The 26,780-nt window shown below is 60.0% G+C and carries 22 protein-coding genes and 1 pseudogene; 11 read left to right on the forward strand and 12 right to left on the reverse strand.

The annotated features are described in order from the left end of the window. The first annotated feature begins 48 nt into the window (after positions 1 to 48). The 4 genes from MTR72_RS02855 (at position 49) to MTR72_RS02870 (ending at position 5,255) form a co-directional block, all read left to right on the forward strand. Complete coding sequence (locus MTR72_RS02855; protein WP_280966232.1) at positions 49 to 2,019, forward strand: WD40 repeat domain-containing protein; 1,971 nt, start codon at positions 49 to 51, stop codon at positions 2,017 to 2,019. Positions 2,020 to 2,054: 35 nt separating this feature from the next. Continuing rightward, positions 2,055 to 2,867 (forward strand): amino acid kinase family protein, encoded by an 813-nt coding sequence (locus MTR72_RS02860; protein WP_280966233.1) that lies wholly within the window; start codon positions 2,055 to 2,057, stop codon positions 2,865 to 2,867. Between the two features lie 15 nt (positions 2,868 to 2,882). Continuing rightward, the gene (locus tag MTR72_RS02865) at positions 2,883 to 3,725 is read left to right on the forward strand and encodes an amino acid kinase family protein (protein WP_280966234.1); all 843 of its coding nucleotides are present in this window, start codon (positions 2,883 to 2,885) and stop codon (positions 3,723 to 3,725) included. Positions 3,726 to 4,337: 612 nt separating this feature from the next. After that, positions 4,338 to 5,255 (forward strand): alpha/beta hydrolase, encoded by a 918-nt coding sequence (locus MTR72_RS02870; RefSeq protein ID WP_341510055.1) that lies wholly within the window; start codon positions 4,338 to 4,340, stop codon positions 5,253 to 5,255. A 394-nt stretch (positions 5,256 to 5,649) separates the two neighbouring features. Here MTR72_RS02870 and MTR72_RS02875 read toward each other — a convergent pair whose 3' ends face one another. Then, entirely contained in the window at positions 5,650 to 6,018 is a 369-nt protein-coding gene (locus MTR72_RS02875) for a hypothetical protein (RefSeq protein WP_280966236.1), read from the reverse strand. A gap of 1,068 nt (positions 6,019 to 7,086) precedes the next feature. Here MTR72_RS02875 and MTR72_RS02880 point away from each other — a divergent pair. Continuing rightward, complete coding sequence (locus MTR72_RS02880) at positions 7,087 to 10,467, forward strand: AAA family ATPase (RefSeq protein ID WP_341510056.1); 3,381 nt, start codon at positions 7,087 to 7,089, stop codon at positions 10,465 to 10,467. A 47-nt stretch (positions 10,468 to 10,514) separates the two neighbouring features. Here the strand turns inward: MTR72_RS02880 and MTR72_RS02885 are convergent, their stop codons facing one another. Next, positions 10,515 to 10,706, reverse strand: coding sequence for a hypothetical protein (locus MTR72_RS02885; RefSeq protein ID WP_280966238.1), 192 nt, complete (start codon positions 10,704 to 10,706; stop codon positions 10,515 to 10,517). A gap of 194 nt (positions 10,707 to 10,900) precedes the next feature. Next, positions 10,901 to 12,514: an NAD(P)-binding domain-containing protein gene (locus MTR72_RS02890; protein WP_280966239.1), complete on the reverse strand. Its 1,614-nt coding sequence runs from the start codon at positions 12,512 to 12,514 to the stop codon at positions 10,901 to 10,903. Between the two features lie 465 nt (positions 12,515 to 12,979). Between MTR72_RS02890 and MTR72_RS02895 the strand changes: the two genes are divergently transcribed. After that, complete coding sequence (locus tag MTR72_RS02895; protein WP_280966240.1) at positions 12,980 to 13,705, forward strand: DedA family protein; 726 nt, start codon at positions 12,980 to 12,982, stop codon at positions 13,703 to 13,705. Positions 13,706 to 14,044: 339 nt separating this feature from the next. Further along, positions 14,045 to 15,820, forward strand: coding sequence for a Rieske (2Fe-2S) protein (locus MTR72_RS02900; RefSeq protein ID WP_341510057.1), 1,776 nt, complete (start codon positions 14,045 to 14,047; stop codon positions 15,818 to 15,820). A 127-nt stretch (positions 15,821 to 15,947) separates the two neighbouring features. Here MTR72_RS02900 and MTR72_RS02905 read toward each other — a convergent pair whose 3' ends face one another. The 3 genes from MTR72_RS02905 to MTR72_RS02915 are packed head-to-tail and all read right to left on the reverse strand — an operon-like array spanning position 15,948 to position 17,228. Beyond that, on the reverse strand, positions 15,948 to 16,265 hold the full coding sequence (locus tag MTR72_RS02905; RefSeq protein WP_280966242.1) for a S41 family peptidase: 318 nt from the start codon (positions 16,263 to 16,265) through the stop codon (positions 15,948 to 15,950). Between the two features lie 13 nt (positions 16,266 to 16,278). Beyond that, positions 16,279 to 16,872, reverse strand: coding sequence for a S41 family peptidase (locus tag MTR72_RS02910; RefSeq protein WP_341510093.1), 594 nt, complete (start codon positions 16,870 to 16,872; stop codon positions 16,279 to 16,281). Next, a complete protein-coding gene (locus tag MTR72_RS02915) occupies positions 16,779 to 17,228 on the reverse strand; it encodes a hypothetical protein (protein WP_280966244.1) in 450 nt (149 codons plus the stop codon). The genes MTR72_RS02910 and MTR72_RS02915 overlap by 94 nt, the downstream gene beginning before the upstream one ends. Before the next feature lie 342 nt (positions 17,229 to 17,570). On the opposite strand from MTR72_RS02915, the gene MTR72_RS02920 reads away from it, so the two are divergent. Continuing rightward, on the forward strand, positions 17,571 to 19,172 hold the full coding sequence (locus tag MTR72_RS02920; protein WP_280966245.1) for a serine/threonine-protein kinase: 1,602 nt from the start codon (positions 17,571 to 17,573) through the stop codon (positions 19,170 to 19,172). Here the strand turns inward: MTR72_RS02920 and MTR72_RS02925 are convergent. From MTR72_RS02925 to MTR72_RS02935, 3 genes and pseudogenes are all read right to left on the reverse strand, one after another. Beyond that, positions 19,097 to 19,951, reverse strand: a complete 855-nt coding sequence (locus MTR72_RS02925; RefSeq protein ID WP_280966246.1) for a hypothetical protein — start codon at positions 19,949 to 19,951, stop codon at positions 19,097 to 19,099. The genes MTR72_RS02920 and MTR72_RS02925 overlap by 76 nt on opposite strands. Positions 19,952 to 20,639: 688 nt before the next feature. Beyond that, a pseudogene (locus tag MTR72_RS02930) lies at positions 20,640 to 21,583 on the reverse strand (IS630 family transposase). A gap of 187 nt (positions 21,584 to 21,770) precedes the next feature. Then, positions 21,771 to 22,022 (reverse strand): hypothetical protein, encoded by a 252-nt coding sequence (locus MTR72_RS02935; RefSeq protein WP_280971186.1) that lies wholly within the window; start codon positions 22,020 to 22,022, stop codon positions 21,771 to 21,773. Here MTR72_RS02935 and MTR72_RS02940 point away from each other — a divergent pair. Then, complete coding sequence (locus MTR72_RS02940; protein WP_280966247.1) at positions 21,944 to 22,456, forward strand: recombinase family protein; 513 nt, start codon at positions 21,944 to 21,946, stop codon at positions 22,454 to 22,456. The two genes, MTR72_RS02935 and MTR72_RS02940, sit on opposite strands and share 79 nt — an antisense overlap. A gap of 198 nt (positions 22,457 to 22,654) precedes the next feature. Here the strand turns inward: MTR72_RS02940 and MTR72_RS02945 are convergent, their stop codons facing one another. The 3 genes from MTR72_RS02945 to MTR72_RS02955 all read right to left on the reverse strand — a co-directional run bounded on the left by MTR72_RS02945 (position 22,655) and on the right by MTR72_RS02955 (position 24,161). After that, a complete protein-coding gene (locus MTR72_RS02945) occupies positions 22,655 to 23,014 on the reverse strand; it encodes a hypothetical protein (protein WP_280966248.1) in 360 nt (119 codons plus the stop codon). A gap of 572 nt (positions 23,015 to 23,586) precedes the next feature. Then, the gene (locus tag MTR72_RS02950) at positions 23,587 to 24,003 is read right to left on the reverse strand and encodes a hypothetical protein (protein ID WP_341510058.1); all 417 of its coding nucleotides are present in this window, start codon (positions 24,001 to 24,003) and stop codon (positions 23,587 to 23,589) included. 29 nt (positions 24,004 to 24,032) lie between these two features. Beyond that, positions 24,033 to 24,161 carry a hypothetical protein gene (locus tag MTR72_RS02955; protein WP_280966250.1) on the reverse strand — a complete coding sequence of 43 codons (129 nt, stop codon included), beginning with the start codon at positions 24,159 to 24,161 and terminating at the stop codon, positions 24,033 to 24,035. Between the two features lie 419 nt (positions 24,162 to 24,580). Here MTR72_RS02955 and groES point away from each other — a divergent pair, with 419 nt between their 5' ends. Further along, on the forward strand, positions 24,581 to 24,895 hold the full coding sequence (groES, locus tag MTR72_RS02960; protein ID WP_280971094.1) for a co-chaperone GroES: 315 nt from the start codon (positions 24,581 to 24,583) through the stop codon (positions 24,893 to 24,895). 225 nt (positions 24,896 to 25,120) lie between these two features. Next, the gene (groL, locus tag MTR72_RS02965; RefSeq protein ID WP_280966251.1) at positions 25,121 to 26,761 is read left to right on the forward strand and encodes a chaperonin GroEL; all 1,641 of its coding nucleotides are present in this window, start codon (positions 25,121 to 25,123) and stop codon (positions 26,759 to 26,761) included. Positions 26,762 to 26,780 lie beyond the last annotated feature (19 nt).

A 26,780-nucleotide genomic window follows, 5' to 3' on the forward strand; every position in this document is an offset into this window, starting at 1 on the left:
GAACCACTACGGCTTCGCGGTGGTTGTTGCGTTCAGCGGAATTGCCGGTTGAACGAGCAATATGGGAGGAAGACCCAAATGCCGATCCCGCGCTTTCAGAGAGCAGTGGCGCTCGTGCTGATTTTCGCCACGACGACCCTTGCAGCCGTACCAGCCGTTGCACAGGTCCGCGCCACACTGAAAGGCCACACCTTGGCTCTCGCGTCGATCGACTATTCGCCCGATGGGCGGTATGTCGCCACGGGCAGCTACGATAAGACGGCGAGGATTTGGGATGCAACGACGGGCGCCGAGATCGTAACGCTCAGAGGTCATGAGGCAACGGTCGAGGCAGTCCGTTTCTCGCCCGACGGCAAAACTCTGGCGACAGGAAGCTATGACAGCACTGTGAAGCTTTGGGACTGGGCTTCGGGGCGCGAGTTGGCCACGTTCAGGGGCCACACGAACATGATCCGGTCCCTTGCTTTCGCACCTGATGGGAAAACCATTGCCTCCGGGAGCCACGATAACACGATCAAATTGTGGGACGTGGCCACTGGAAAGGAGCGCGCTACGCTTCGACACAATGGCGCTGTGCGCTCATTGGCATTCAGCCATGACAGCAGGATTCTTTCCTCTGGCAGCAACGACTACACCGCCAAGCTGTGGGATGTCGCCACCGGCCAGGAGCTCACAACGCTCGAAGGCCACGAGCATGGTGTCCGCGGCATTGCATTCTCGCCCGATGACACCACGCTTGTCACTGGCAGCATGGATACGACCGTGCGGCTTTGGGATGTCGCCCGGCGCAAGGAGAAGGCGATACTTGAGGGCTCGACAAGCGAGGTTCTGTGCGTCGCGTTTTCACCGGACGGCAAGCTTGTGGCCGCCGGAAGCGTAGACAATTCGCTGCGGATCTGGGACGCCGCAACTGGCGAAGATCTCGTTGTGCGATGGAGCGGGGTCGGTGACCGCGTCCGTGGAGTGGCCTTCTCGCCGGATGGCAAAACCCTCGCGACGGCGACGATGGATCATCTCGCCAAGATTTGGGATGTTGATCAATTGTTGAAGTCCGGCATCGAGCCCGCACCTGAGGAGATCGGGCCGAAGGGTGAGGAACGGGCATCGCTGAAAGGGCACAAATCTTTCGTGACCGCTGTGGCTTTTACGCCCGACGATCGGATGCTCGCTTCAGCAAGCCACGATAAGACGATTAAATTGTGGGATGTTGCGACGGGCAACGAGCTTCGGACTCTTGCCGGCCACAGCGGCGCAGTTGTTACGCTCGCGATCTCGCCCGACAGCAAAATCCTCATGACAGGTTCTTACGACCGCACCGCCAAGCTCTGGGAGCTGCCATCTGGGAAGGAGATCGCCACACTCGCGGGCCACACGAACATCATCCGCGCCGTGGCTTACGCGCCCGACGGAAAGACGGCGATTTCTGCGGGCTACGACGAAACCATCAAGCTCTGGGATATCGGCAGCCATCGAGAGATCGCCACCCTCACGGGCCACACCGGCGGCGTGAAGGCGTTGGCATTCTCCCCCGACAGCCGGCTGATCGCGTCAGGCAGCATCGACGGTACCATAAAGCTTTGGGATGTCTCCTCGGCAAAGGAGGTGGCCACTATCGATGTGCATACTGGGCCGGTCCACTCAGTGACATTCTCCCCGGATGGCAAGCTGCTGGCATCAGCCGGTGCAAGTAATGATGTACAGCTCTTCGAAGTTGAGACGCGCAAGGAGTTGGCGCCGTTCAAAGGCCACACCGCCTGGGCCCGTTTTTGCGCGTTCTCGCCCGACGGCAAAATGCTCGCATCGGCTGGCCTCGATAACACAGTGCGCCTCTGGGATGTCGCAACCCGCCGGCAAACGGCCGCGCTCAAAGGACATCTCAGGCGCATCCACTTCGTCACGTTCTCGCATGACGGAAAGATTGTGGCGACCGCCGCCATGGACGGCACCATCAAACTCTGGGACACACCGAGGCAGGTGCCGCCACTCGCCGGATCCAGCGTTACAGCACCCGGACGGTAATCACGAAACCGCGCCCTCTCGACAGGAGACGCAAGATGGAAAACCAAACCTTGGATCGACTAACCTCTGCGCTCGTGGTTGGCAGCGACACCGACGAAGCGGAGATGGCGCGGCTCGATCGACAGCCGGTGATCCAGATCCTGCCGGATGCGAACGTCGTCAAGATTGGCGGACAAAGCTTCATCGATCGCGGTCGTGAGGCCGTATTTCCGCTTGTAGACGAGATCGTCGAAAACCTTTCCAAGCACAAGATGATCATCGGCACTGGAGCCGGCACCCGGGCCCGCCATGCCTACAGCGTTGGGCTCGACTTGGGCATGCCGACCGGAGTGCTGAGCGTGCTCGGGTTCTTCGTGAGCATCCAGAACGCAAAGATGATCCACTATTTGCTCGCCAAGCATGGAATTCCATCCATCGAGCCAGCTCAGTTCGCCCAGATGCCACTTTACCTCGCCGAGCGCCGAGCTTGCGTTTGCGTCGGTATGCCCCCGTACGCCTATTGGCAGCCCAACCCCGAGATCGGCCGCATTCCACCGCACCGGACCGACGCCGGATGTTACCTCATAAGCGAGACCTTGGGCGCCTGCTCAATGATCTACGTCAAGGATGAAGAGGGCCTTTACACGGCAGACCCGAAGAAGGACTCGAAGGCCAAGTTCATTCCAAGGATTACGGTCGACGAACTCATTGCGCTTGATCTTGTCGACGTGGTGTTGGAGCGGACCGTATTCCAGCTCATGAAGAATGCCAAAAACCGCCGCTCGGTTCAGGTGATTAACGGCTTGAAGCGGGGCAACCTCACGCGCGCACTCAACGGCGAGCAAGTCGGAACCGTGATTACGGCTTGAAGGGAGGTTTGCACCATGACCAAAGTCCCTGAGAATCGGGAAATCCCGATCGACAAGCGTCGTCACGTCGAATCGATGCTGATGCGCGAGAGCCTGCTCGATAAGCAGGTCATGTCATCCACTGAAACCCCAGTCGTGCCAATGCTGCCATTCTGCCACGTCATCAAGATTGGCGGACGCTCCATCATCGACCAAGGGAAGAAAACCGTTTACCCGTTAGTCGAATCTCTTGCCAGAATACTCGAAAACTTCAAACTCGTGATCGGCACCGGTGGCGGCGTGCGCAGCCGCCATGTGACTTCGATCGGCATGGATCTCGGCCTGCCGACCGGCGTGCTGGCCCAACTCCGGATCATCGACGCGCTCGGAAATGCGCATCTCCTTGGTACATTGCTGGCACCATACGGCGTCGTCGCCATTCCACCCGAAATTCTCGGGCACATGCTGCCCTTCTTCATCAGATCGGCTCCGGGCGTGATCTGCAATGGAGACCCCCCGTTCTCAATTTGGGAGCAAACACCCCGCTTAGGGCGCATCCCGCCGCATCGGACCGATGCCGGTACTTTCCTGTTAGCAGAATGCTACGGCTGCGCCACACATACCCTGATCAAGGACGTGGACGGCCTCTACGACGCCGATCCAAAGCTCAACCCAGATGCCAAGTTTATCAGCGAGATCACGGTCTCCGAACTCAGAACGCTCAACCTGCCGACGCTTCCCTTCGATCGTGTCCTGATCGATCTGCTCGCCAACGCTCGCCAAGTCAAGAAATTCCAGATCATCAACGGGCTCAAGCCCGCGCTGCTAGAGCGAGCGCTGCTGGGTGAACATGTGGGGACACTCGTCCGCAAGGACTGATCAGGCCCGCCAGTGTCGGCGAAACGAGAAGCGACCCGAATCTGGCTCAAGCAAGGATGAATCGGCTAGTGGACTGGACGTCAGGGCGCACAAGATACATCAACCAGTCTAGTTTGCAGACGGCACTAATCCCTCTCGACCGGAATCGAGCGGTGCACGTTCGGTCGCAGAGCTGCTTTCTGTGCAAGCCGGGAGCATCGATGCATGATGCCAACCGACCTTGCATCCGCGGCCCCAGCCAGGCTCCTCCTTGACCAGCATAGCAGAATGGCAGGAAATGCAGCAGCCATACATGGCTTTTAAGCTAAGTTCCGCGTCCGAATTGCTTTCGCACTCAATTGGCTGTTTCCGATTTATTCCCCTGGACTTCGGGATTTTTTTGCCGTCGAGACTGTTGATACGACTACCCAGCCGCGTAATCTTGGACAACGAAGTCGGAGGGGGAACATGCGCCAGACTTCACCGCATGCGGCCTTTCGCCTAGCTGCCGCTATCCTCGTCGCCTGCAGTTCGGTGGCTACCACGGCCGACGCCCAGCAAGCAAAGATCGCAAAAGCCGACACGCAGATCGATGCGCTGGATCCCGACATCAAACTCTTCCTCCGCGAGAAGATGGCGGAAGGCAACGCAACTTTTACGGACGACAACGTCATCCTTTTTCTGCACGGGGCGACCAGCCCTTCGATCTGCGATTTCGATCTTTCCTATCAGGACTACTCCTGGGCCGATTGGTTGGTGAACCAGGGATACGTCGTCTATATGGGAGATTATCGCAACTATGGCGGCTCGACTCGCGAGGCTGCGATGGACGATCCGCCCGCAAAAAATCAACCTCTGACGCGCTCCTATCTCGCCTTGCGAGACGTGGAAGCCATGGTCGACGCTATAAAGACCAAACGCGGCATCAGGAGGGTGACCCTGATCGGCTGGTCATGGGGCGCGATGATAGCGGGCTACTACGCGTCTTTGCACTCGGAGAACGTGCGGAAGCTCGTGCTCTACGCGCCGCTCTACAATTTCAACGATCACACGAACCTGGGACCCGGCAGCTCGCTGCAGAACAAGCGCAAACCTCGCGAATTCAACTTCTCGCTTGGAGCTTATCGCCTTGCTTCCGAGGCCGCGAATACCGGCCGTTGGAACGGCGAAATCCCTGTCGAGAACAAGGATGAATATCGCGATCCGGCTCTACCTGCCGAGTTCTGGAACGCCTGTCTTGCCACCGATCCAACCAGCAACTCGCGATCACCTCCAAGTCTTCGAGCGCCGAACGGTGTATTGGAAGACTCGTTCTATCAGGCGACCGGCAGGCCACTTTGGAATGCCGCCAACATCTATGCGCCCACATTGATCATCGGCGGCACTTTCGACACCTGGTCCTATCAAGAGGATCGTGAAGGGCTGATGCGCGATCTCATCCACGCGCCGACCAAGAAGAACGTGCTCATCACAGATGCCACTCACTTTGTCCTGTTCGAGAAGAAGCGGTTTGAGTTCTTCGATCAGGTCCTCAGGTTCCTGCGCCAATAGCGAGGACGGCTGGTAGCTGGAAACAGCCTAGGGGATGATCCTGCGGATGAACGCGTTTGCATTGGGCTCTTGCAAATTGCCGGAGAATTTTTCATGAAACATCTAACTCGGCTCGTATTCATTGGATGGGAGTTTTGATTGGCTTGGCATAAGCCCATTCGCGAAGTGCGCTTTGGATAAAGAGCTCGGCTTTGCCGTTGGTTTGGAATTGTATGCCTAGTGAAGATTTCGCGCAGGCTTGGCGTTTGCAACTCTTGAGCGGTGGCACGGGCCATTGTCTCATCACATGCTCAAGACGGGCTCTGAGCCTTGGCAAAGTAAGTGGCGGAAAGCCACAGCACTTTCCTGGCGCTGATTGGGCATGACCTGCACGAACTTGACGTGCGAAGCGTCGTCAATGGAGCCGCGGACGAGCTCCCAGCAGCCGATGCCAAGATGCCGATTGACCGCGCCAGGATAGCGCCCGGTGATGCGATGTCCCACAGAGCCAACGACGGCGGCGCACGCGGCTGCTGGGGTTGGCTTGACAAGGAATGGGCAGCAGAAACGATCCCGCAAACCATCCATGATTGTAAACCCGGAGCGTGTCGACGATCGCGCCGCTCTGATTTTTGACAATGACCTCGACTGCGTACGCATCGGAGGTGTTCGAAACGGTCGCTGTACCGGAAATGGTCAGCGGCGAGCTATACTCCGCTGCACTGAGGATGTTGTCGCCATAGAGCTTGTTGATCGACATAGACGACGATGACGGCGTCGCCATTGAGATCCCCCACGAATATATCAGTGCTGTCAAATAACTTTAGGAGCTGCGACGGTGCTGACTTCGTTGCTCTGAGAAATGCTCGAGAGAAATTCTACACAGCGAAAACTGCTCCGCGAGCGTGGCTTGCACCAGCGCTTCGCAGTTCCCGCTATTCACTACTGAATAGCCCGAGATGAAGGCTTCGATTTACACGTGAAAAGAATCTCGCGGCCCTGAATCGGAACTAATGCAATCTCTGGCATTGGAGCGCAATTACAATACCCATTTGGGAGTAAGCCCTTTCGGGATTGAGACCGGTTGAATCTTGTCTTTCTCAAATTTGGCTATTGCATTGGCGATCCCCGCGTCGACCTTTTTGGGGCGCGAGGGGCGTATCGCGGGCCGGGCGAGCTTGATTTCTGGACCTATCCCCCTTGCGAGATCAGCAACTCGCATTGAAGGCGCGGGCTCGGCTTTACTGGCGCGTGCCGAGCACTTGCAGGAATCGCGGCTCGAACTCCAGCGGATCACCGAGTTGGAGGCAAGTGCGGTCTAACGGACGCTCTTTCGAGGTGCAATCTTGGTCAATGCGGCTGCATTCGCGGATGCGTTGTTATGGAAGAAATCCGGCATGCGCCAAGAACTGCTCTCCCCGTCAGGTCGCATTGACCCGATGCCGTTTTGCGCCAAGCGTCACATTAGCTAAGCAGCATTTACAAGCACTGAGTGCGATGACCATCGAAACGTGATACTCCGTCACCCACGTCCTCTCTAGCTTTGCTTTGGCGGCCGCCCGGCACGCCGACGCAATGCTGACGTCAGTCCGTGCTGGCTCTTGAGGCCAAAGCGGCCAGGCAGCAGCCGGCTCACGCCAGCCGTCGGACGGAACGACACTTACCGCAATTGCGCGGGTATTTCGATACGACGAATTGCGAGGCTGTTCACATACCCAGATCCGACAGCATGCTATTGTGGATGGGTAAGGTCGAACTGCCCGCTGAATGGATCTTCGAGCAAGTCGAAGAAGCCCGAACCAAGGTTTGGCTTTGAGATGCCGAAGCTTTTCGCACACACCAGGGTCCTGCCATGGAAATCGGGACTTGGCTGAGAAGGCTGGGACTGGGACAACATGAGTCCCTGTTCATCGCTAACGCCATAGATTGCGATGTGTTGCCGCAATTGACCGAAGTCGACTTCGAAAAGATTGGCATCCCACTCGGCGACCGGAAGCGCCTCATGAACGCAATCAGTGTGCTTCCCTCCGGCCCTCCCTCCGGTGTCGTGAATGCTGCAATTGCGCAGTACGCGGAACGGCGCCACCTCACGGTAATGATATGTGACTTGGTCGATTCGACCGCCCTGGCGGCACGCCTTGACCCGGAAGATATGGGTGCCGTCATCGACGCCTATCACGCTGCTTGTGCTCGTATCACGCGCTCCTATGACGGCTTTCTCGCCGACTTTCGCGGAGACGGCATCTTAGCGTATTTCGGCTATCCCATTGCGCACGAGGACGATCCCGAACGAACTGTGAGAGCTGCGCTGGATATCATTGCTGCTGTCGCACGGCTTGAAACCCGCGCAGGAGAGCCACTCGCCGTGCGTATCGGCATCGCTACCGGCATGGTGGTAGTCGGCGACCTGGGCGGCGAGGGTAAACTTCGGGAGCACTCCGTGGTTGGGGGCGCTCCTAATATCGCGGCTCGCGTGCAAGCCTTGGTCGAGCCGAATACGGTGGTTGTCGCCGACTCCACCCGCCGTCTTCTTGGCGATATCTTTAGTCTTCGCGACCTTGGCGCCCACCACCTCAAAGGCATTAGCGAGCCCGTGAGCGCGTGGGCCGTTCAGGGCCTTTCGGCTTCCGAAAGCCGCTTTGAGGCGGTGCGTCCGACAGAACTCGCCCATCTCATCGGCCGCGATTCCGAGTTGGAGTTCCTGTTGGAACGTCAACGTTTGGCTCGCACGGGCGAAGGCCAGATCGTTCTCATCTCCGGCGAGCCGGGCATCGGGAAATCGCGCTTAGCGGCAGCTCTGGCTGAACGTGCGGCTAAGTACCAACCACACGTGCAATTCCGTTATCAATGCTCGCCTTACCACGCCAACAGCGCACTTCATCCCGTGGTCGAGCAGTTGGAAAGGAACGCCGGATTTAAGGCGGACGATCCCGTCGAGACGCGGCTTGACAAGCTGGAGGCGCTCCTCTCATTGAGAGCGCAGCAAGTTCAGACGGTGGTACCACTTTTTGCTGAACTGCTATCGATCCCATTCGCGGGCCGTTATCCAAAACTGGAGCTAAGCCCCGCCCAGCAGCGTCGCCGCACGCTTGCCGCACTGCTCGATCAATTCGAGAGCCGTTCCCGCAAACAGCCCATCTTGCTGCTTATCGAAGACGTTCAGTGGGCCGACGACACCACCCTCGAATTGCTCGACCTCATCGTAGAGCGAGCCCGACAGCTGCCTATCCTTGCGCTGGTTACTTTTCGACCAGAGTTCGAGCCTCCCTGGACCGGTCTCGCAAATGTCGGAAGCCTGGTGCTCGGACGGCTCAACCCGGATGATGTCAAAGGTGTTGCCATGCAGGTGGCCAATGGCCGCGCGCTTCCGATCGACGTGATGAAGCAGATCGTAACAAAGACTGACGGAAACCCGCTCTTCGTAGAGGAACTCACCAAGGCAGTCCTCGAAGCAGGCATTCTGGTTGAACATCAGGATCGCTATCAGCTCGAGGGACCGTTACCGCCCTTTGCCATCCCGGAAACCCTTCACGACTCCCTGATGGCGCGGCTCGATCGCCTGCACTCAGTGAAGGAAATCGCCCAGATTGGCGCCACCATCGGTCGCGAATTTTCTTATTCCTTGATGCGGGCTGTGGTCGCTCGAGACGAAACACGGTTGCAGCATTCCCTCACCGAGCTCGAGGAGGCCGGGCTTATTTTCCGCCAAGGTGACCTGCCGGATGCCATTTATAGCTTCAAGCACGCATTGGTGCGGGATGCGGCTTATCAGAGCCTGTTGAAGAGACGGCGGCGGCAACTCCATGCGCAAATAGCCCGCGTCCTAGAGGGAGGATTCCAGGACGCCGCCGTGAACGACCCTGAAATCCTTGCGCACCATTTCACCGAAGCCGGCATGCTTGAGCAGGCTACGGACTATTGGCTCAAGGCCGGAAAGCGCGCGCTCGGTCGCTCCTCCAATGCCGAGGCTGTAAAACATCTCACGCGAGGAATGGAGCTGACCCAGCAACTGCTCAGCTCGCCGCAACGCGATCGCAAGGAACTGGATTTCTATCTGGCTCTTGGTCCTGCAGTCGCCGCAACTGAGGGCGATGCCGCGGCTGAAACGTCGCGGGTCTTCTCACGTGCTCGCGCGCTGCTTGGCGAAAGTGCCAGCCTAGAAGAACGGATGACGATCCTGTGGGGCAACTATCTAGCCCACACTATGCGCGCGGAGTATAGCTCAGCGCTGGAGGATGCCCGGCACGGCCTCGCGTTGGCCGCAGAGCATGATCATCCCGGTGTGGCCGTCCTAGCCACACGCTTCATTGGACAGTCATTGCATCTCACGGGTGCCTTCGCCGAAGCACGCGAACACCTCGATCGCGCCCTCGCATTATGCTCAACCAATCCAGCCACGATCTCGACCTATCGCCGCTTCGGAGTCGATGATGCGGTGAACAGCCTGGCGTGGCTCTCGACGACGCTATTAGTCCTTGGCTATCCTAAACAGTCTACAACAATCGTCGAGCGGACTGAAACTCTTGCTCGAACGAGAGAACAAAGCTTTACGACGGCCTTGGCTCTGGGGAACATAGTCGTTTTAGGCACGATAGGGGGCGACGCAAAGCGCGCCTTGGCTCACGCCGACGAGGCGATATCGCTTAGCATCGAGCATGAATTTGCGGCAATTGAACGAAGAGCACGTTTTTTCCGTGGAGCACTACTAGCCCAAGGAGGAGATCTTCAAGTCGGGATCGAACTGATGCGCAGTGCCTTGGCGGCAACTTACCGAAACTCGGAACGGTGCCGCCGCACTCTCTATTTGGGCCATCTCGCCTTCGCCCATGCCCAGCTCGGAGAGCCTGAAGTTGGACTGCGCTTGCTGGATGAAGGCGTTCAGCTGGCCGAAGCAACAGGCGAGAGGTTCTTTGAGGCCGAGTTGTATCGTCTTCGGGGCAGCATCAACCTAAAACTCGGCAGACGTGACGAGGCAGAGGCAGAACTGCTGCGAGCCGTGGCGATCGCACGGCAACAACAAGCCCGCTGGTGGGAGTTGCGTGCCTCGATCTGTCTCGCGCGGCATTGGAGTAACGAAGGCAGATATTTCGAAGCCAGGTCCCTCGCAAAGCCAATATACACTTGGTTCACAGAAGGTCGGGATACACCCGATCTAAGAGACGCCAGGAATCTCGTCGACGAACTAAGCGCAGTTTCAGGAATGAAAGAGGAGCCAGATCACGGCAACTGCTAGCCAACTCCTCTCAACATCATGCCTAGCGTAAATTGACCAGCGTCCGATCACCGCCTGCCCTTCGCCCGCTTTCGAGCCTTGGTGCCTGTTCGTTCAAGCTTGGCAAGGGCGCTCTCGACATCCTTGATTGCCTTCTTGAGCTGCTTCTCGCGGTTTCCAAGAATGCTCTTGAGTTGTTTTCGCTGCTCCGCAGTCAATGTGGTAAAATCGATCACCTTCGTAAACGCGATGAAGGCCATTGCTTACCTCCCGATGATGGTGGTCGTCAGGCCGTGATCACTATGTGCAAGGCAGTGAAATGCAATATTCTCCATCATCGACCTATAGTCAAACGGCATTTCTTCCAGAAATACTCGATAGGCCTTCCTGCGCGCGGTGCCTGCGGGAGCACTAGAAGAAACGGTAGACATCTCACTAGCACGCCGTCGCTGTTTCACTTCCGCTTTTTCTTTTTGAGACACTTCGGTCGTGAGGTGCGCTTCGCGCGGGCGGGGCGGGCGGACTTTACAGTCAGAGATTCATGCTGCGGCCTTGGTCGCTGCAACAAGGCACGGAGCGTGGCAAACTCATGTTGATCCAGCTGATTGGCAAAGCTGTCGAAGTTGGCAGCGTCACTGCCAAGCTGGCTCAACCAAACAAATGCAGTATCCAGGCTGCGCAGTTCAGGCGTTTGGTATGATAGCAGATTTTGGTAATAAGCGGCCGATTCCTCGCAAAACAGATCACGCGCGATCCCGTTTACGAGCCGCCGCACTCCATATTTTATTCCCGTGATGGCCGCTCCCGAAATACCATGGCTCAGCATCGCTCCGAACGTGAAATTGTGTAGTCCTCGCAGGAACGGAGCGGCACCGCGGTGCCGCTCCGTGAATTCGAAGGCTTGACCCAAATAGGGATAGCGCGCGAGTGACTCGCTTTCTTCGCCGGATGGAGGCGTAAAGCGATCGTGCCAAAGGGCTATTTGTTCAAAGAATAGGGCGAGCTCCGGACGCGCCGAGAGGTCCGTCTCGACTCCGCTCGCAAATATCATGAAATCGAATTCGAAAGTGCGATTGCTGCTTCGGACCCTCGCAATGCCGCATGCTTCGTCAATGACGCTCCATCCGCAGTTGGGGTGCCAGCTAAAATTCTCAAACCTGCGGCATCGCCAATAGGCGTCCTGTGTCGGCGGAACCGGAAGCTCCTCGAGAATGTGGCGCATGAATCGCCAGCGGTCCAGGTCCGTCAGCTCCCCGAAGTGGCCCAACATACCGGCAAAATTCATCCAGGTGAGTGGGTTAACTCGCGGCATCTCCGAACGGCGGAAGCAAAGGTCTACTCGCGCGGCGCCCGCCTCAAGTGCGAGAGCTGCGTTGTCAAAGGCCGATGCACCGGCACCAAGGATACCAATGCGTTTTCCCGCAAGCCTGCGAAAATCGATATCATCGGCCGAATGTGCATAGAGCGCTGCGGACAAATGAGCGACCAGAGACTTAGGAGCTCGCCACCTGCCGCTCCCCTCAAAGCCCGTTGCAAGAACGATCTTTCTTGCATGCACCCGCTCAATCCCATCGGAGCGACGCAGATGGGCTAGGAAAATGTCATCCGCCGGCTCAATCAGAATTAGTTCGACCTCGTTTTCAACCGCGAGATCCAAGACATCCCGGTACCAATCCAGATACAAACGCCATACTTCCGGAGGGAGGGTGTCTATGCGATCCCATGCTCGCCGCCCAAATTTTTCCTCGTACCACGCCCGCACCGTTAGACTCGGAACGCCGAAATCAATGCCGGTCACCTCTTTCGGCGTGCGCAAATGCTTCATCCGCGCGAAACTGCGCCAAGGTCCTTCAAACCCGCGCCGACGACGATCAATGATCCTGAAATTTGTTATACGCTCCAGCCTCAGACCGAAGGCGATCCCCAGCCCGCTCTGTCCAGCGCCGACAATCAGCACGTCCAGAACCGGCACGCCGTCTATTAATCGCGGGACGGTCCACTCCCGAGCCGGATAGTCCAAATACGTCAGCTCGCGCCGAACGCGCTTCGTGAGTTCGGAAACGCTCATGGGACGTTCCTGCCGCTGCGATCTTGTTAGATATGATCTTTGCCTCTCGGCTTAGTTATGTTCCATTACCACGGGTCTGAGTGCAGAAAAATCGACCACTCGACTGCCGGCGTTGCCATGTCCGCCCAGTCAGACGCGGCGAGCGACGCTGAATGGCCGAGTGCTGCGTTCGATAAACTAGCATTGCGTCGGACCCTGCCCTTCTCGCGATCGCGGGTCACCCCGTGCGAGATATCGCAAGTGCGCGTCAACCGCCTTGCCTGCCAGCCCACGCATTCTCGGGACACGCGGCCCGCGCTCTGGACTGAGCTTGACGACCCAGGCCTTGACGACGACACGGCGGAAGCGGCCGGCGGCATCGCTTTGCCATTCACCGCTATCCCGGGGCAGCGAGGCCTTCACCTTCGCGCCGCGACCACGGGCATTGAACCGGCCGCGGCCCTTCCCGTTCCGGCCGGCTGATGATTGCGACCCGCCGATCCGAGAGGGATTGCCGACCGCTTTGCGCACGGCGATCTGAACCTGCTTGAGGAACGGCTGGGTCTTCGGGTTGAGGCGCGATCCGCCGCTGCGGGCTTGTCCCGGTCTGATCCGGAGCGAGGGCAAGGGCAGTTTCAGATCGAATCCGCAGCGCTGGAAAGCGCCGGTGTGCCCCTTCCCGGGGAGACTATCCTTGTTGCGGCCGCTCTTTTGGCCGCCGCCACCAATCAGATCGATATCGTTGTCGTGGTCGCCGCGGCCGCTGCAGGCGCAATCGTCGGAGACGGGATCGGATACACGGTCGGGCGCCGCTTCGGAATGCCGCTTCTTCGCAACTACGGGCGATACATTCGTCTGGATGAAAACCGATTGCTGATCGGTCGATACCTGTTCCTTCGCTATGGCAGAGCAGTCGTGTTTTTTGGTCGCTTTATCGCGGTGCTGCGCATGTTTGCGGCTTTGCTTGCCGGCGCAAATGGCATGCCGGCGGGCCGCCTTTTCATCTTCAACGTCACCGGGGGCATCTGCTGGGCGTGTCTCTTCGGCTTCGGTGCCCACGCAGTCGGAACCGAAATCTACAAGATTTCTGAAGCGCTGAGCCTGGCGTCGCTGGGATTGTTTATTGGCGCTGGATCTGCGCTTTCCGTCGTCATGCGGCGATATGAAATTGTGCTTCTTCGTCAGGCCCAGCGTGCGCTGCCGGATGGCTGAAGCAGAAAGAACGTTGCTGGTGGCTAAGCGGACATGATTATGGGTGCACGGCCTGGCGCTGGTCGGATCGGCAGGTGATCTCGGCTGGCGGTGCGACGATGGATGCGCGGTTTGACCAGCCACGCAGTGCTCGCCCCTGCATTTGCCGCTTATCATCGCCGCGGTTGTGTCGAAACTGCCGAACGCGATCGAGCTGAACATCTGTTCCGTACCGCTGGATATCCAGTGCGGTTTCTTTCACGCAGCCCCTAAACCACAGCATCCTCTCGCCTTTGCGCGAGAGGATGCCTATGTTGTGGAGTACCTGCGGCGACCCCAAAGCGACAATGGGAGGCATGCATGGACGCGCCCGGCAAGGAATTTGCGCTGGCGGGCAGCCTTGAGGAGCTGAAGATCGAGGGGCGGCTCGTTGTGCGCGGTGGCCATCGCCCGATCCTCGTCATCTACGACCGCGGGCGCGTCTTCGCCCTCGACAATCGGTGCCCGCACATGGGCTTTCCGCTCGAGCGCGGCAGCGTCGAGGACGGCATCTTGACCTGTCACTGGCACCACGCTCGCTTCGATCTCGAAAGCGGCTGCACCTTCGATCTGTGGGCGGACGACGTGCCGATCTGCCCGATCGAGGTGCGCGATGGTGACGTCTGGGTGAAGACCACTCAGGCCGATCCCGCTGCGCACTGGCATCAGCGGCTTGCAAATGGCCTCGCCCACGACCTCAGCCTCGTCATTGCCAAGGCGGTGCATGGTCAGCTCGCGGCCGGCGTACCGCAGGGCGAAATCGTCCGGCAGGTGGCGCTGTTCGTGGCGCAAAACCGCGACGGCTGGGGCGTCGGACTTACGATCCTCACGGCACTCGCCAATCTCCTGCCTGTGCTGCCGGAGGAGGAAGCCTATCTCGCTCTGTTCCAGGGCGCACGCCGCGTGGCAGCGGACTGTGACGGCGAGGCGCCGCGGCGGGAGCGCGCGCCGCTCGGCAGCCGACCGGATCCGGCCGCGCTCAAGCGCTGGCTGCGGCGCTGGACCAATGTGCGCCATCGCGAGGCGGCCGAGCGCACCCTGCTCACGGCGATTGCGGCCGGCTTCTCCCCGGCTGAATTCGCTGATGCCCTGTTCGCTGCCGCGACCGACCGCGCGTTCGCCGACACCGGCCACTCGCTCGACTTCGTCAACAAGGCCTTCGAGTGCCTCGACCTCGTCGGCTGGCAACACGCGGCGGCCCTGCTGCCGACTGTCGTCGGTCAGATGGTGGCAGCCCGTGGTGCCGAGGAATCGACGGCCTGGCGCCAGCCCGTTGACCTTGTTGCGTTGTGCGAGGAATCAGGCAGCGAACTGGCGGACCTGTTCGCGGCCGGACGCGGCGCGCGTGACTGGTCGGGCCACGCTGCACTGGCGCAAGAGCTGCTCGGTGACGATCCGGCCAGGATCGTTGCCGCTCTCAAGAGGGCGATCCGCGCCGCTGGCGCTCCGGCCGACCTTGGCCAATCCCTCGCGTACGCGGCCGCGCTGAGGGTGGCGCGCTTCGGCAATGCCAACGAGCACGCCGACTGGGAGACGGCGCACCACGTCTTCACCTACGCCAACGCAGTCCACCAGATGCTGACGCGGATCGGGACCGCCAGCATCGACACTCACGTCACGGCCGTCCGCGGCGTCTTGCACGGAGCGATGGCGCTCTACCTTGCTCGATATCTCAATGTGCCGCCGGCGCGCATCCCGGGCGACGGCGGCGAGCAGCTCAATGATCTGCCCGCGGATCCGAAGACGATCGGTGCCGCCTTGCTCGACGCCTTCGACCGGCAGCGACAGGTCGATCTCGCCGCACGCTTGGTGGCACGGCACCTCACGCTCGGCCATTCGCCGCAGCCGCTGATCGCTGCGCTTGCGCGTGCGGTGCTGCGCGAAGATGCAGGCTTCCATGCATATCAGATGCTGGAGGCGGGAGCCCGGCAATTCGGCGCGTGGGGCGACGTGGACGCAGGCCGGCACATCCTGATCGCGGTTGCCCGCTATCTCGCGGCGCATTCACCAACCGAACGCGCGTTCCTGCAGACGGCCGACATCGCCCGCCGCTTGATGCGGGGTGGGGAGCTGCATCAAGAGGCTGGATTGTCCTGACCTCACGCGCTGAGATCGCAGCAACGGCGATCTGAAGTGGCAAAAGCCTGCGCCGGCGAACCGAAACGCGCTTCCAATTACCATTCGCATTGCCCCTGCTTTGCGAGTAGGTATGACGACGTCCGGATCATGTCCCGGACAGAACCGCGACAGCACGGCTCACTTGGGGGTCCTCCGATCCGGCGGAGGCACCGCCTGCCTGAACCTCGATCGTCGGCGTCACACCCACGCCCTCCAGGCGCTCGCCATCGACCCGGACATCCTCGACGGCGAGCAGTAGCAGGACGCTTCCGATGAGGAATGCGGTGGCAGCAAGGACCGCGCCCTCTGTCCGGGTCCCGATGAGCTCGCCCAACCGGTACTTCTTGAAGCCATAGGCAAGGACCTCCTTGCCGCTGCGCGTACCGCCGTTGATGAGCATCGCAACGGGTTTGCGCCACTTCACGTTTACGAATTCGCTAGTGCCGCTTCCGGTCGGTGACCTGCATTGTTGGCGCTCGGGCGTTGAACAGGTCGAGATATTCGGGTTGCGCGCCGCCCCAGCCATCCCGCAAATCCCAGATCAGCGCGTCCGGGTCTTTTAGCTCACCTTGCGACAGCAGACGTTCAAGAGCGCGTTGATAGACGGAGCCTGCATAGCACCAAACATGGACATAGCCGATGCGTCGTCCGTTGGACTCAATGACGCGAGCACTGGACTCCAACCCACGAAGGAACATTGTCGTGGGCTCGAGGTCGACCGGCCTGACCGGGATTTGCACCACCGCCGCGCCGCGCTGCACCTCCAAGACCACCGATTCGCCCACCTTCCCACGGAAGGACCCGACCGGCTCAAATGCCGTCCCGTCAGCCGCAATTATCTCGTCTCCAGCACGGAGCCCCGCCTGCTGAGCCGGCGTTCCATCGATCACGCTAGTGATCGTGGTACGATCAGTCACCTCGGAACCTGAAATGATACCTATGCCAGGGTACGAAATGCGGCCGTCCGGAAACGCACGTTGCAGCCCCCGGCGTCGCAGTACGCCGGAAAAGATCTCTGCAAGTTGATATATTCCGGCGCATCCGGCGTGTAGAAACGCGTGTGCGAAGCGCGCAACTCAGACAGCATGGCATTGATGATGCGCGCCAGAGAGTTCTGGGAAGTTGCCCGTTGAACGTCCGGAAGATATCTCTCCCGAACCGCCAGCCAGTCCAGCCCGTTGTGATGCGGATCGTAAAAGCGATCACGCACGGTCTGCCAAACGCTTTCGAAGGTCGAGACGCCGTCAGCGGGAACATAGGAACTGCTTGCCTCTCCCTTTAGAGGCTCAGCGTTCGGGGCCTTCGCAGCCACGGCACATGCCGCAACCATCACTGCCAGTCGCAAAACTTGGCGACGCGAAGGCGAAATATCGATAGCCTTTTTCATCGTCTTATCTCGCGGTGAAGCGCCCGCCGGGCGAGTTCGCCGGCGCTGCGATGCCGGCGCGTTACCCATTGGCGAAAGGAGGCGGTCATTGAGGTCAGGACGTGCCAGACCAGGATAGCGATCCTGCCACCACGAGGCTACTTCTCGCAGGACTTTACCCTTGTCGAGCCCCAAAGATTAGGTTGTGCTCCTCCAACTATTTGCCTAGGCTTCGCGCATCCCGCTAAGTGGTTTCCAGCGAGCGTCGCGCCAGCTGTTAGCTAGAGAGACTTCAACGGCGCACCGTTTACTCGCGCCTAAGCCGGCTCGGCTCGATGACGCTGCTTAAATTGGCGTATCAACGTGCCGAAGTCCGCTGGACTACCAGTCGAAATAGGTGGAGAACGAGCAGATCGACTTCTGCGCGGGATACTTTACTTCCTCGATGAGGACTACCCACAGTCTGGCGTTCTCGCCCAGAAGTACGTTTTGCCCACCGCTATTCGACACGACATCTCTGAACCTGCTGGGGACAAGTGGCGAATATCCGCCCCCATCCGAACCTGGTTCGTCGGCTTGCCTGAGCCGACCAAGGTCAAGGTCCTGCATGCGATCGTGCTTCATCTGCTGACGAACTCAGGTGATCTCACGAAGAAGATCGTGTCTCGGACGTTAAAGAGGCATCATCTCACGTTTCTGCAGGGATCATTCTTCGACACGAGGATCTCCGAATACAGAACGGTGTTTCACGCCTATCAAACCGACACACGGGTCGGAGAGGGTGGAAACGGGACGGTTTGGAAAGTTCGTCGCGATGACTACCGGCCGTTTGCGATGAAGGTACTTACCAAAGTCGACCTTCTTAGTTCTCGACGTGATCGCTTTTCCAACGAGCTTTGGTTCTGCGCGCACTCCAACCATCCGAACATCGTGAAGGTACTGGATTGGGGCCTGTCGACTGTCGGCGGGCAGCCATTCTACGTGATGCCGCTCTTGAACAGCAGCCTGCGCAAGCTCATCGACGATGGAATTGAACCGGACAAGGTACCGAAGCTGTTTGCCACAGCGCTCGCTGGCGTCGAAGCAGCGCACAAACAAAACATATGGCATCGCGATCTCAAGCCAGAGAACCTGCTCTACGACAAAAATTCAGAATCGTTAGTCGTCGCAGACTTCGGCATTGCCCACTTTGCGGCAGACGCAATGAAGACCAAGGTCAACACTCAAAAGGGAGCGTGGGTAGCAAACCGAAACTACGCTGCACGCGAGCAGCGTCAAAAGAACAGAGTGGTAGATCAACACGCGGATATCCGACGAGAATCACGACAAGGGATTCGCCCCGTCGGTTCCGTTCGTCGCGTGCGTCAGCGCCTGCATGATCGCAACGGAATTCGTCCGTCACCTGAGCGAGGGACGCGTCGCGCCCGCCCCGAGATATGCGCTCAACCTGCTCTTGGGCCCGCAGCGCGGAACCGACCTTCCCGAGGCGCGGCACGCGAACTGTTTCTGCGTCGAACGCGCCCGTTTGATCGACAGGACGAGAGCCCGGCGCAAAGCCACGGGCACCTGATTCCTTGTCGGGTCGACCTAAGCGGGCCTCGGTGCGGACCTACTCGCGGCCGGTTCGCGATCCCGCTTCGAGCGCGGCTTCCTTCAGAGGTCTGGAATCTTGATGCCCATCTCCCGCAGCCGGTTCAGAGTGTAGTAGCACTGGCCGCCGCGGCAGACGCATCCGGGCCCGCAGGACGTACCGTCGTCCTTGCCGGCACAAGGATTCAGTTCGGAGGGGCGCGACAAGGGATAGAAGGTCTCCCCATCGATCTCCACGCCCTTGCCGAGGTCGACCGACCCACCGCCGCCGAATTCGCTTTCCGACACCCCGCTCTCCCTTATCTGGACTGGCTGCGAATGGCGGCGGCCGTGGCGTTGCCTGCGACCGCGGCGTCGTGCTGGACGGCGGCCTGAAGGGCGAGTTGCGCGGCACCCGCGGGTCCGGCGGGCTTGGCCAGCGGCCCGAGCGTCACGATCACCTGGCTGGTCTTCGTCCGCGAGCCGGACAGGAACGGTCCGCCCGGATTGACTGACAGGCGGATGAATTTCCAGCTCGGAGTGACGTCGCCACCGACGGAGACGACGAAGGTGAGCGTCTCCTGGAAGGTGCTGAACTGGGGGTACAGGATCGGGCGCGTCCTAGCCTCGTGCCCGCCCGCGATCGACGCCTTGTCGTAGATGAACTCGTCGATCTTCAGGTCACTCGATACGGTGACCCCGTCCTCCAAGGCGCTGCAATCGAGTCCTTGACTGGCATGGCTGGTCAGCATCGCCTCGCGCAGAAGCTCCCTGTTCTCGAGCGTGAAGGTGATAGCCTCGTTCCGCGTGGAATGCGCCGAACCGGACACCCCGCCGCCGGCGGAAAACACGTCGGAGCCGCCGATCGGCGTCGTGTAGAGGATGCCCGGATTGACGTTCGACGTCTCCTCCCAGGTGAGATTGAGAGAAATGCTGGTGCCCCATCCCGCCAGCCAAGGCACATTCCCGGTGTTTACCGCGCGATAGAGGCCCCTGGTGATTTCGCACCTGATGTTGGCAATGATGTTGCTCTCGATCTTGCCCTGGCGCGACATGCCATTGCGCGGATCGATGTCGTTTTGGACCAGCGGGTCCTTCTGCGGGACGTAGAGCCCGCAATCCGACAGGACCGGCAATAAACAAAGTAGGAGCCCTGAATTGCGAAATGAAATCACGGCGTCCCCCATAGACCCGTTACGACCAGAAATTGTCCACCGGATAAACCCTAATCAAAAGTTTTGCGGCTCGTACAGTCCTAACGGAGGTGCCGTCCGGCTCCGGCCACAGGCTTCGCTCCGCGATCTCCGGGCAGACAGCGAAGGCGACCGTCACGGCGGGGGGCGCCGGCGATGGCGCTTCGGCAGGAAGCCGGTTCGAGGGCGAGCCGGCGGCGGGCACGCAAGGATTATGGAAGACAGGAACGAGCGGTGCCGTGACGGCTCGACCGCGAAGGAGCCCGCCGCCGCCAGACTCCCCCCGTATTCGAAATGCGGCGGCTAAACGACTTCCTCCGCAGCGCGACCGCCCGGCGAATCACGGTCGGCCATAGCCCCGCGCTCCATCGCGAACCGTCCTGCTTTTGGCCGTCGGCTGCGTTGGCATACGAGGTCGGAAAACGCCGCCATCGCCCGGGTTCAAGGACTCGGCCCGTCAAGAAAAACTGCTTTCGAAGGATTCGGGCTTTCGCCAGCGGGGTAATGATGGCAACTTGAGCCTGCCGCGGTCCCCGTCAGGGTCTCCACCGCAGTTCTCCACCGTCGAATCCGGTGGCTCTCGGCGCCCCTTGTTTTACTGGGGTTTTCGCACGCTGTGGTTAGTTGGCGGAGAGGGAGAGATTCGCATCCCTGTTAGAGGACGCTGTGTTTATACGGAAACATATCCTGAGTTTTTGAGATAGTTGGCGCATTCCTGTTTGGAGAAGATATCGAGGAGTTCGCCGACCTTGCGCCAGGTTGCCTCGACATCGCGCGTCTCCGCGGTGCGCATCAGGTGTTTGAGCTTGGCGAAGACCTGTTCGATCGGATTGAGGTCGGGGCTGTAGGGCGGCAGGAAGAAACAGATGCGCACCCCTGGCGCGGATGGCGCTGCGGGCCGCCTTGCCCTTGTGGCTGCCGAGGTTGTCGAGAATGACGACCTCGCCCACGGTCAGGGTTGGTGCCAGCACCTTCTCGACATAGAGCGTGAAGAGCTCGCCGTTGATGGGACCGTCGATGACCCAGGGCGCGCCGATCCGGTCGTGACGCAGCGCTGCGATGAAGGTCATGGTCTTCCAGTGGCCGAAAGGAGCAGATGCTTCGAGACGCTGCCCCTTTGTCCCCCAGCCGCGCAGCGGTGTCATGTTGGTCTTGATCCAGGTCTCGTCGATAAAGACGAGGCGCGAGGCGTCAATCCTGCTCTGATGGGCCTTCCAGCGGATCCGTTTACGGGCGACGTCGTGCCGATCCTGCTCGGCCGGCCGAACGGTTTTTTTTGAAGCTCAGCCCCTCGGCGTGCACAAAAGTCCACACGGCCCGCACGTCTGTCTTGATCCCGCGCGCCGCCAGTTCCTGCGTGAGCTTACGCAAGGTAAACGGTCCCGAGCGAATGCGCTCGCGCAGCCAGTCGCCGTTGGCACCCGACAGAACCGGCTTCTTGTGACCGCCGATCTTGCCGGGCGATAGACCTCCTGTCTCCCGCCGCAGATTCTTCCACTTCGTCACACAGGAGGGGCTGATCTGCAGCGCTGCCGCAATCGAGCGAACCGTCTCGCCCGCATCAGCCCGCGCCAGAGCACGCTTGCGAATGTCTTCTGAAAACGGTCGCGTCATCCATGCTGGCCTCCGTTCCCCAGCATGGAGTTTGAATCAGAAATTGGTTCCTCTGGGAATCCCGATTCCGGCAAAAGACAACATGCTCTAGGTGCGGTGGCGCTGATACCGACGTTTCCTGCACTGTCGATGCTTATCCGGTTCGGTAATCATTTCGAGCGGCTGGACGGGCGCCTCGCAGCCTCAACTAACACCATTGGCAGGCCTGATGCGCGATGCGCGCGCCCGGAAGTTCGAGGTCATCATTGCCGAGTCGCTCGACCGCCTGTCGCGCGACCTTGAAGAGTTGGCGCGGTTTCACAAGCGCACCAAGTTTTGCCGGCGTCCAGGTCATCACCGCACAGGACAACATCGTCGCCGATGATCTGCAGTCGGCGTCAAGGGGCTGTTCGCCTCGCTCTTCCTCAAGGACCCAGCGCACAAGACGCGCCGCGGTCAAGCCGGCGTTGTCCGCGACGGACTCCACAACGGCTGCCCCAGCTACGGCTATCGGCCAGCCCCGGAAAAGCCGGCGAGCTGGAGATTGACCAGACGGAAGCAGCGGTCATCCGCCAGATCTTTGCCGATTACCTCAACGCCAGGTCGCCGCGCGACATCGCGGCCACGCTGAGCAAGCAGGGCCTGCCAGGCCCGCGCGGCGGCGTCTGGAACGCATCGACCATCGCCGGCAGCCGCAAGCGGAGCAGATCACGCAGATGCGAGAGCTGGTGGCCCAGCACGGGATCGATATCGGGTGGCCGACTTGATCTTCCTTTGAAAGTTAGGCCTTGGGATTCTAATGAAGTTGTCACCGCAGGTTGTGCAAATGGAGTTGCTTGGCGACACAATCAGCATCCGGAGGCAGGCGGAAGAGCCTTGCGTACGCTTTCTTGAACTCGTCCAAGCTATTCATCGACCACGCCCGCTTCTGCTGCTTCACTTGGTGCGCTCATCGGTGACCGCTTCGAGCTCCGCCACACGCTGCAGTGCCCCCGTGACCATCGCTTGAAGTCTTCCGGCTCGCGCTTGGAGTGTTCGTATCCTTCATTTTGATCGGCCAAGTCCCGCAGCGTCGCTACTATGGCCGCAGCCTTAGTATCGGCGGAGAAGACGGTCGATGAGTGGCATGGCGACTTGGGTGGGCGACCGCGCGATGGTCCGGGCGTCCGCGGCAATGGTCGTGATCCGACCGGGCTCAAAACCGCAAGCCTCGCCGATCTCACGTTGCAGAAGTCTCAGCTCGGCGATATTGACAGGCCACCAACGCGCGAACTCCTGCGCTCGGTAGAACGCGATCGGATCCACGACGGTCGTGCCGCCAGCCTCGTTGCGACGGCGAAACTCGACCAAACAGAACGATGCGAACTCCTCCTTTGCGGGCACCGGATTGAAGTCCCGGAACGGATCGACGAGCACCGCGACCGCCCGGGTACTTTCCTTCGCTTTCAGCAAATCGATGATGCGCTTGATCTGATCGATCTTTCCACCGTAGCGGCCAAGACGCGCACCATGAATCTACGGAATCCGATGCTCGAGCTGGGACCGGTCCCGTTGCCACCACGCAGATGTAATTGGCGACTTCCGCTGGTTGTGTGGACACGACTACGATGTATCAACGAGACATCCCTCGCGTCGAAACATCGATCGGCCAACTCTGGGAAATCAAGGATTTACGCTGGATATGGTAGCGGGGGAGCGCTACCGCCTTTCCCCACACCAACCAAACCTACGATACCTCATCCAATCTTACGCATAAGACCGTTCGTGAGCCCGGGGACGAGTGCAGGTCTTCGCTCATACGGAGGAATATTGAAAGACCTCGGGCTATGGGTCGGGTGAGAGCGACCTCCGTCGCGAAAAATCGAAGGCACGCGCATTTCGGTCCCGCCATCGTCGGTAGGGCGCGGTGTCTCTGGCCAGAGAATTTTCACCCCGCTCGGATTGCAGGTTCAAATCCAGCATCGACCAAAAGCTGCGATGGCGTTGCCGCTTCTGATCGCCATGACGCGGAGCCAATTTCCGTATCACGCTGCCTGCGCTCTTGCTCCGGGTTTGGCAGAGCGCACACTTGGGAGTTTCGACAAGGAAGCCGTGCCGCCGTCGAGGTCGATCAGCGCATCAATGGCTTCATTGAGCTGCGAGGACGCGCTCGACGGCATGCCCTCCGTTGCGGACAACTCGATGCGGTATGCGTCTAGCGCCCACTGACGTAGCAGATTTCGCTTCTGCTCCGCGGATAGTTTCGGGTCACGCAGGACGTCGCTTGGATGGGCGTAGCTACTTGCAAGATTGGCCCACGCGCGATCGTCGCCCGCTAGGTCTTTTGCCGCCGTTGCTTGGGATGCGTTTTGGACGACGGCATCGGGCGAAGCGCATACCGTCGGTTGTCCGGCGACGCCCTCAGTCCCTGACAATCTGACATTTGGGATCTGGTCCGACATAGACTCCTCCCGATGAAGCGGGAGCAGGATCAGTTGCTATTGATTGCGATACGCCTCACCTCGCGTTGCGCCTGGCAGTCTTGGGCAAGGTGATCGTCAGAACCTCGTTGCGAAACGAGGGTGACTTTGTCCTCGTTGATGTCCTCGACCTGCAGCATGGACGCTTCTCCTCGAGTGAGGCGGCCTGAGCGAGATGGCGGCGTCGGCCATCTCGAACGTGCATCGATGGATCGCCAGATTTGGAGCGACTCGCATGGTCCGGATTCGGGTCGTTCCCTGTTCTGGCGCATCCGATGCCCCTCCTCGGCCCGGCGCTTGCGGGGCGCGGGCAAAGGGTGTTCAGCGGCGAACGATTTGGGAGGCATGGTGGATGTTTCAAGGGGCTGCCAGCCAAATAACTCATTGTAATTAGTACTGTTTTGTATCGGCAGCGCTCAAGCAAGAGGAGTGCTAATTTTTTTGAAGGCACATCTTGAAACCGATTTTGCGCGTTCCTACACCAATTTTCGCCCTGGGTAGGGCTTCTGCCTCCCGGGCGCGGCACTATCAAAATTCGGTCTTGCAGAAGGAGGAATGCATGCAGTTCCGCCCGCTCCACGACCGCGTGGTCGTCAAGCGTATCGAAGCCGAGGAAAAGTCCGCCGGCGGCATCATCATCCCGGATACGGCCAAGGAGAAGCCGCAACAAGGCGAGGTCATCGCCGTGGGGCCGGGAGGCCGCGACGAAACCGGCAAGTTGATCCCGATCGACCTGAAGATTGGTGACCGCGTTCTGTTCGGAAAATGGTCAGGCACCGAGGTCAAGCTCGATGGGATCGAATATCTCATCATGAAGGAGAGCGACGTCATGGGAGTGCTTGAAGAATCGGCGGCCAAGAAGAAAGCGGCCTGACTCCGAACTCGACTATCAGTCCACACGCATTGGGCGGCCTGGTTCGGGACGGTTCCCGAGACCTCGCCAAGGAGGCATGAATGGAGCGACTAGATCTGCCGAAGCACGTCCTGGAGCGCGTGGAGCGACGGTGGGCCCAGGAGCTTCAACCGCAGCCGGCACGGACAGGACCAGATGGCTCCACCAGTCTGGGAGAACACAATGGATCTTTGAGGAGCTACCAACATGAGCGCGAAGGAAGTCAGATTCTCCACCGAGGCGCGCGAGAAAATGCTGCGCGGCATCGATATTCTCGCCAATGCGGTGAGAGTGACGCTCGGCCCGAAGGGCCGCAACGTGGTTCTTGAAAAGTCGTTCGGCGCGCCGCGCATCAGCAAGGATGGCGTTACCGTCGCCAAGGAGATCGAGCTCGAAGACAAGTTCGAGAACATGGGCGCACAGATGGTGCGCGAGGTCGCATCCAAGACTTCCGACCAAGTCGGCGACGGCACCACGACCGCGACGGTGCTTGCTCATGCGATCGTGCACGAAGGTGCCAAGGCGGTGGCCGCCGGTATGAACCCGATGGATCTCAAGCGAGGAATCGACCTCGCGACAGAGGCGGTGGTCGAGGACCTCGGCAAGAACTCGAAGAAGCTCGCCACAAACGACGAGGTGGCCCAGGTGGCCACGATCTCGGCCAACGGCGACGCCGAGATCGGCCGCTTCCTGGCCGACGCCATGAAGAAAGTCGGCAACGAGGGCGTGATCACCATCGAAGAAGCAAAGTCCCTGAACACTGAGCTCGAAGTCGTGGAAGGTATGCGATTCGACCGCGGTTACGTCTCGCCCTACTTCGTCACGAATGCCGACAAGATGCGGGTTGAGTTGGACGACCCGTACATCCTCATCCACGAGAAGAAGCTCTCCGGGCTGCAACCGCTCTTGCCGCTGCTCGAGTCGGTTGCACAGGCCGGCAAGCCGCTCCTCATCATCGCCGAGGATATCGAGGGCGAGGCGCTGGCGACGCTAGTGGTGAATAAGCTTCGCGGCGGGCTCAAGGTTGCCGCCGTGAAAGCGCCGGGCTTCGGCGATCGCCGCAAGGCCATGCTGCAGGACATCGCCATCCTCACCGGCGGCACCTTCATCTCGGAAGATCTGGGCGCCAAGCTCGAGAACGTGGCTCTCAACATGCTTGGGCGCGCGAAGAAGGTTGAAATCGACAAGGAGAACACCACCATCGTCGCCGGCGCCGGCAAGAAGGCGGACATCGAGGCGCGCGTCAAGCAGATCAAGACCGAGATCGGGGAGACGACGTCGGATTATGATCGTGAGAAGCTGCAGGAGCGGCTTGCCAAGCTCGCGGGCGGCGTGGCGGTGATCCGCGTAGGCGGCGCCACCGAGGTCGAGGTCAAGGAGCGCAAGGATCGCGTCGACGACGCGATGCACGCGACCCGCGCCGCGGTCGAGGAAGGCATCCTGCCGGGCGGCGGGGTCGCATTGCTGCGCGCAGTGAAGGCACTGGCGCGCGTGAAACCGAAGAACGACGACCAACGCTATGGCGTCGAGATCGTCCGCAAGGCGCTTGCCTGGCCGACCCGCCAGATCGCGCGCAATGCAGGCGAAGACGGCTCCATCGTCGTCGGGAAGATCCTGGAGAAGGATACCTACGCCTATGGCTTCAATGCGCAGGACGGCGAATACACCAACCTTGTTTCCAAAGGGATCATCGATCCGACCAAAGTGGTTCGCTCTGCGTTGCAGGACGCCGCGTCGGTGGCGGGTTTGCTGATCACAACCGAAGCCATGGTCGCCGAGTTGCCAAAGAAGAAAGCCCAACCGCCGTTGCCGGACGCCGGAATGAGTGACATGGACTTCGCGGCATGAGGAACGGAACAAACTGAGG

The organism is Bradyrhizobium sp. ISRA442 (assembly GCF_038085055.1).
In the GTDB taxonomy this organism is placed as follows: domain Bacteria; phylum Pseudomonadota; class Alphaproteobacteria; order Rhizobiales; family Xanthobacteraceae; genus Bradyrhizobium.

Coding starts and splice junctions, on each gene's coding strand:
- MTR72_RS02860 (WP_280966233.1), top strand. CDS start 2,055: ATGGAAAACCAAACCTTGGATCGACTAACCTCTGCGCTCGTGGTTGGC.
- MTR72_RS02865 (WP_280966234.1), top strand. CDS start 2,883: ATGACCAAAGTCCCTGAGAATCGGGAAATCCCGATCGACAAGCGTCGT.
- MTR72_RS02870 (WP_341510055.1), top strand. CDS start 4,338: ATGGCGGAAGGCAACGCAACTTTTACGGACGACAACGTCATCCTTTTT.
- MTR72_RS02875 (WP_280966236.1), bottom strand. CDS start 6,018: ATGGCGACGCCGTCATCGTCGTCTATGTCGATCAACAAGCTCTATGGC.
- MTR72_RS02880 (WP_341510056.1), top strand. CDS start 7,087: ATGGAAATCGGGACTTGGCTGAGAAGGCTGGGACTGGGACAACATGAG.
- MTR72_RS02885 (WP_280966238.1), bottom strand. CDS start 10,706: ATGGCCTTCATCGCGTTTACGAAGGTGATCGATTTTACCACATTGACT.
- MTR72_RS02890 (WP_280966239.1), bottom strand. CDS start 12,514: ATGAGCGTTTCCGAACTCACGAAGCGCGTTCGGCGCGAGCTGACGTAT.
- MTR72_RS02900 (WP_341510057.1), top strand. CDS start 14,045: ATGGACGCGCCCGGCAAGGAATTTGCGCTGGCGGGCAGCCTTGAGGAG.
- MTR72_RS02915 (WP_280966244.1), bottom strand. CDS start 17,228: ATGAAAAAGGCTATCGATATTTCGCCTTCGCGTCGCCAAGTTTTGCGA.
- MTR72_RS02940 (WP_280966247.1), top strand. CDS start 21,944: ATGATCTGCAGTCGGCGTCAAGGGGCTGTTCGCCTCGCTCTTCCTCAA.
- MTR72_RS02950 (WP_341510058.1), bottom strand. CDS start 24,003: ATGTCGGACCAGATCCCAAATGTCAGATTGTCAGGGACTGAGGGCGTC.
- MTR72_RS02955 (WP_280966250.1), bottom strand. CDS start 24,161: ATGCTGCAGGTCGAGGACATCAACGAGGACAAAGTCACCCTCGTTTCG.
- groES (WP_280971094.1), top strand. CDS start 24,581: ATGCAGTTCCGCCCGCTCCACGACCGCGTGGTCGTCAAGCGTATCGAA.
- groL (WP_280966251.1), top strand. CDS start 25,121: ATGAGCGCGAAGGAAGTCAGATTCTCCACCGAGGCGCGCGAGAAAATG.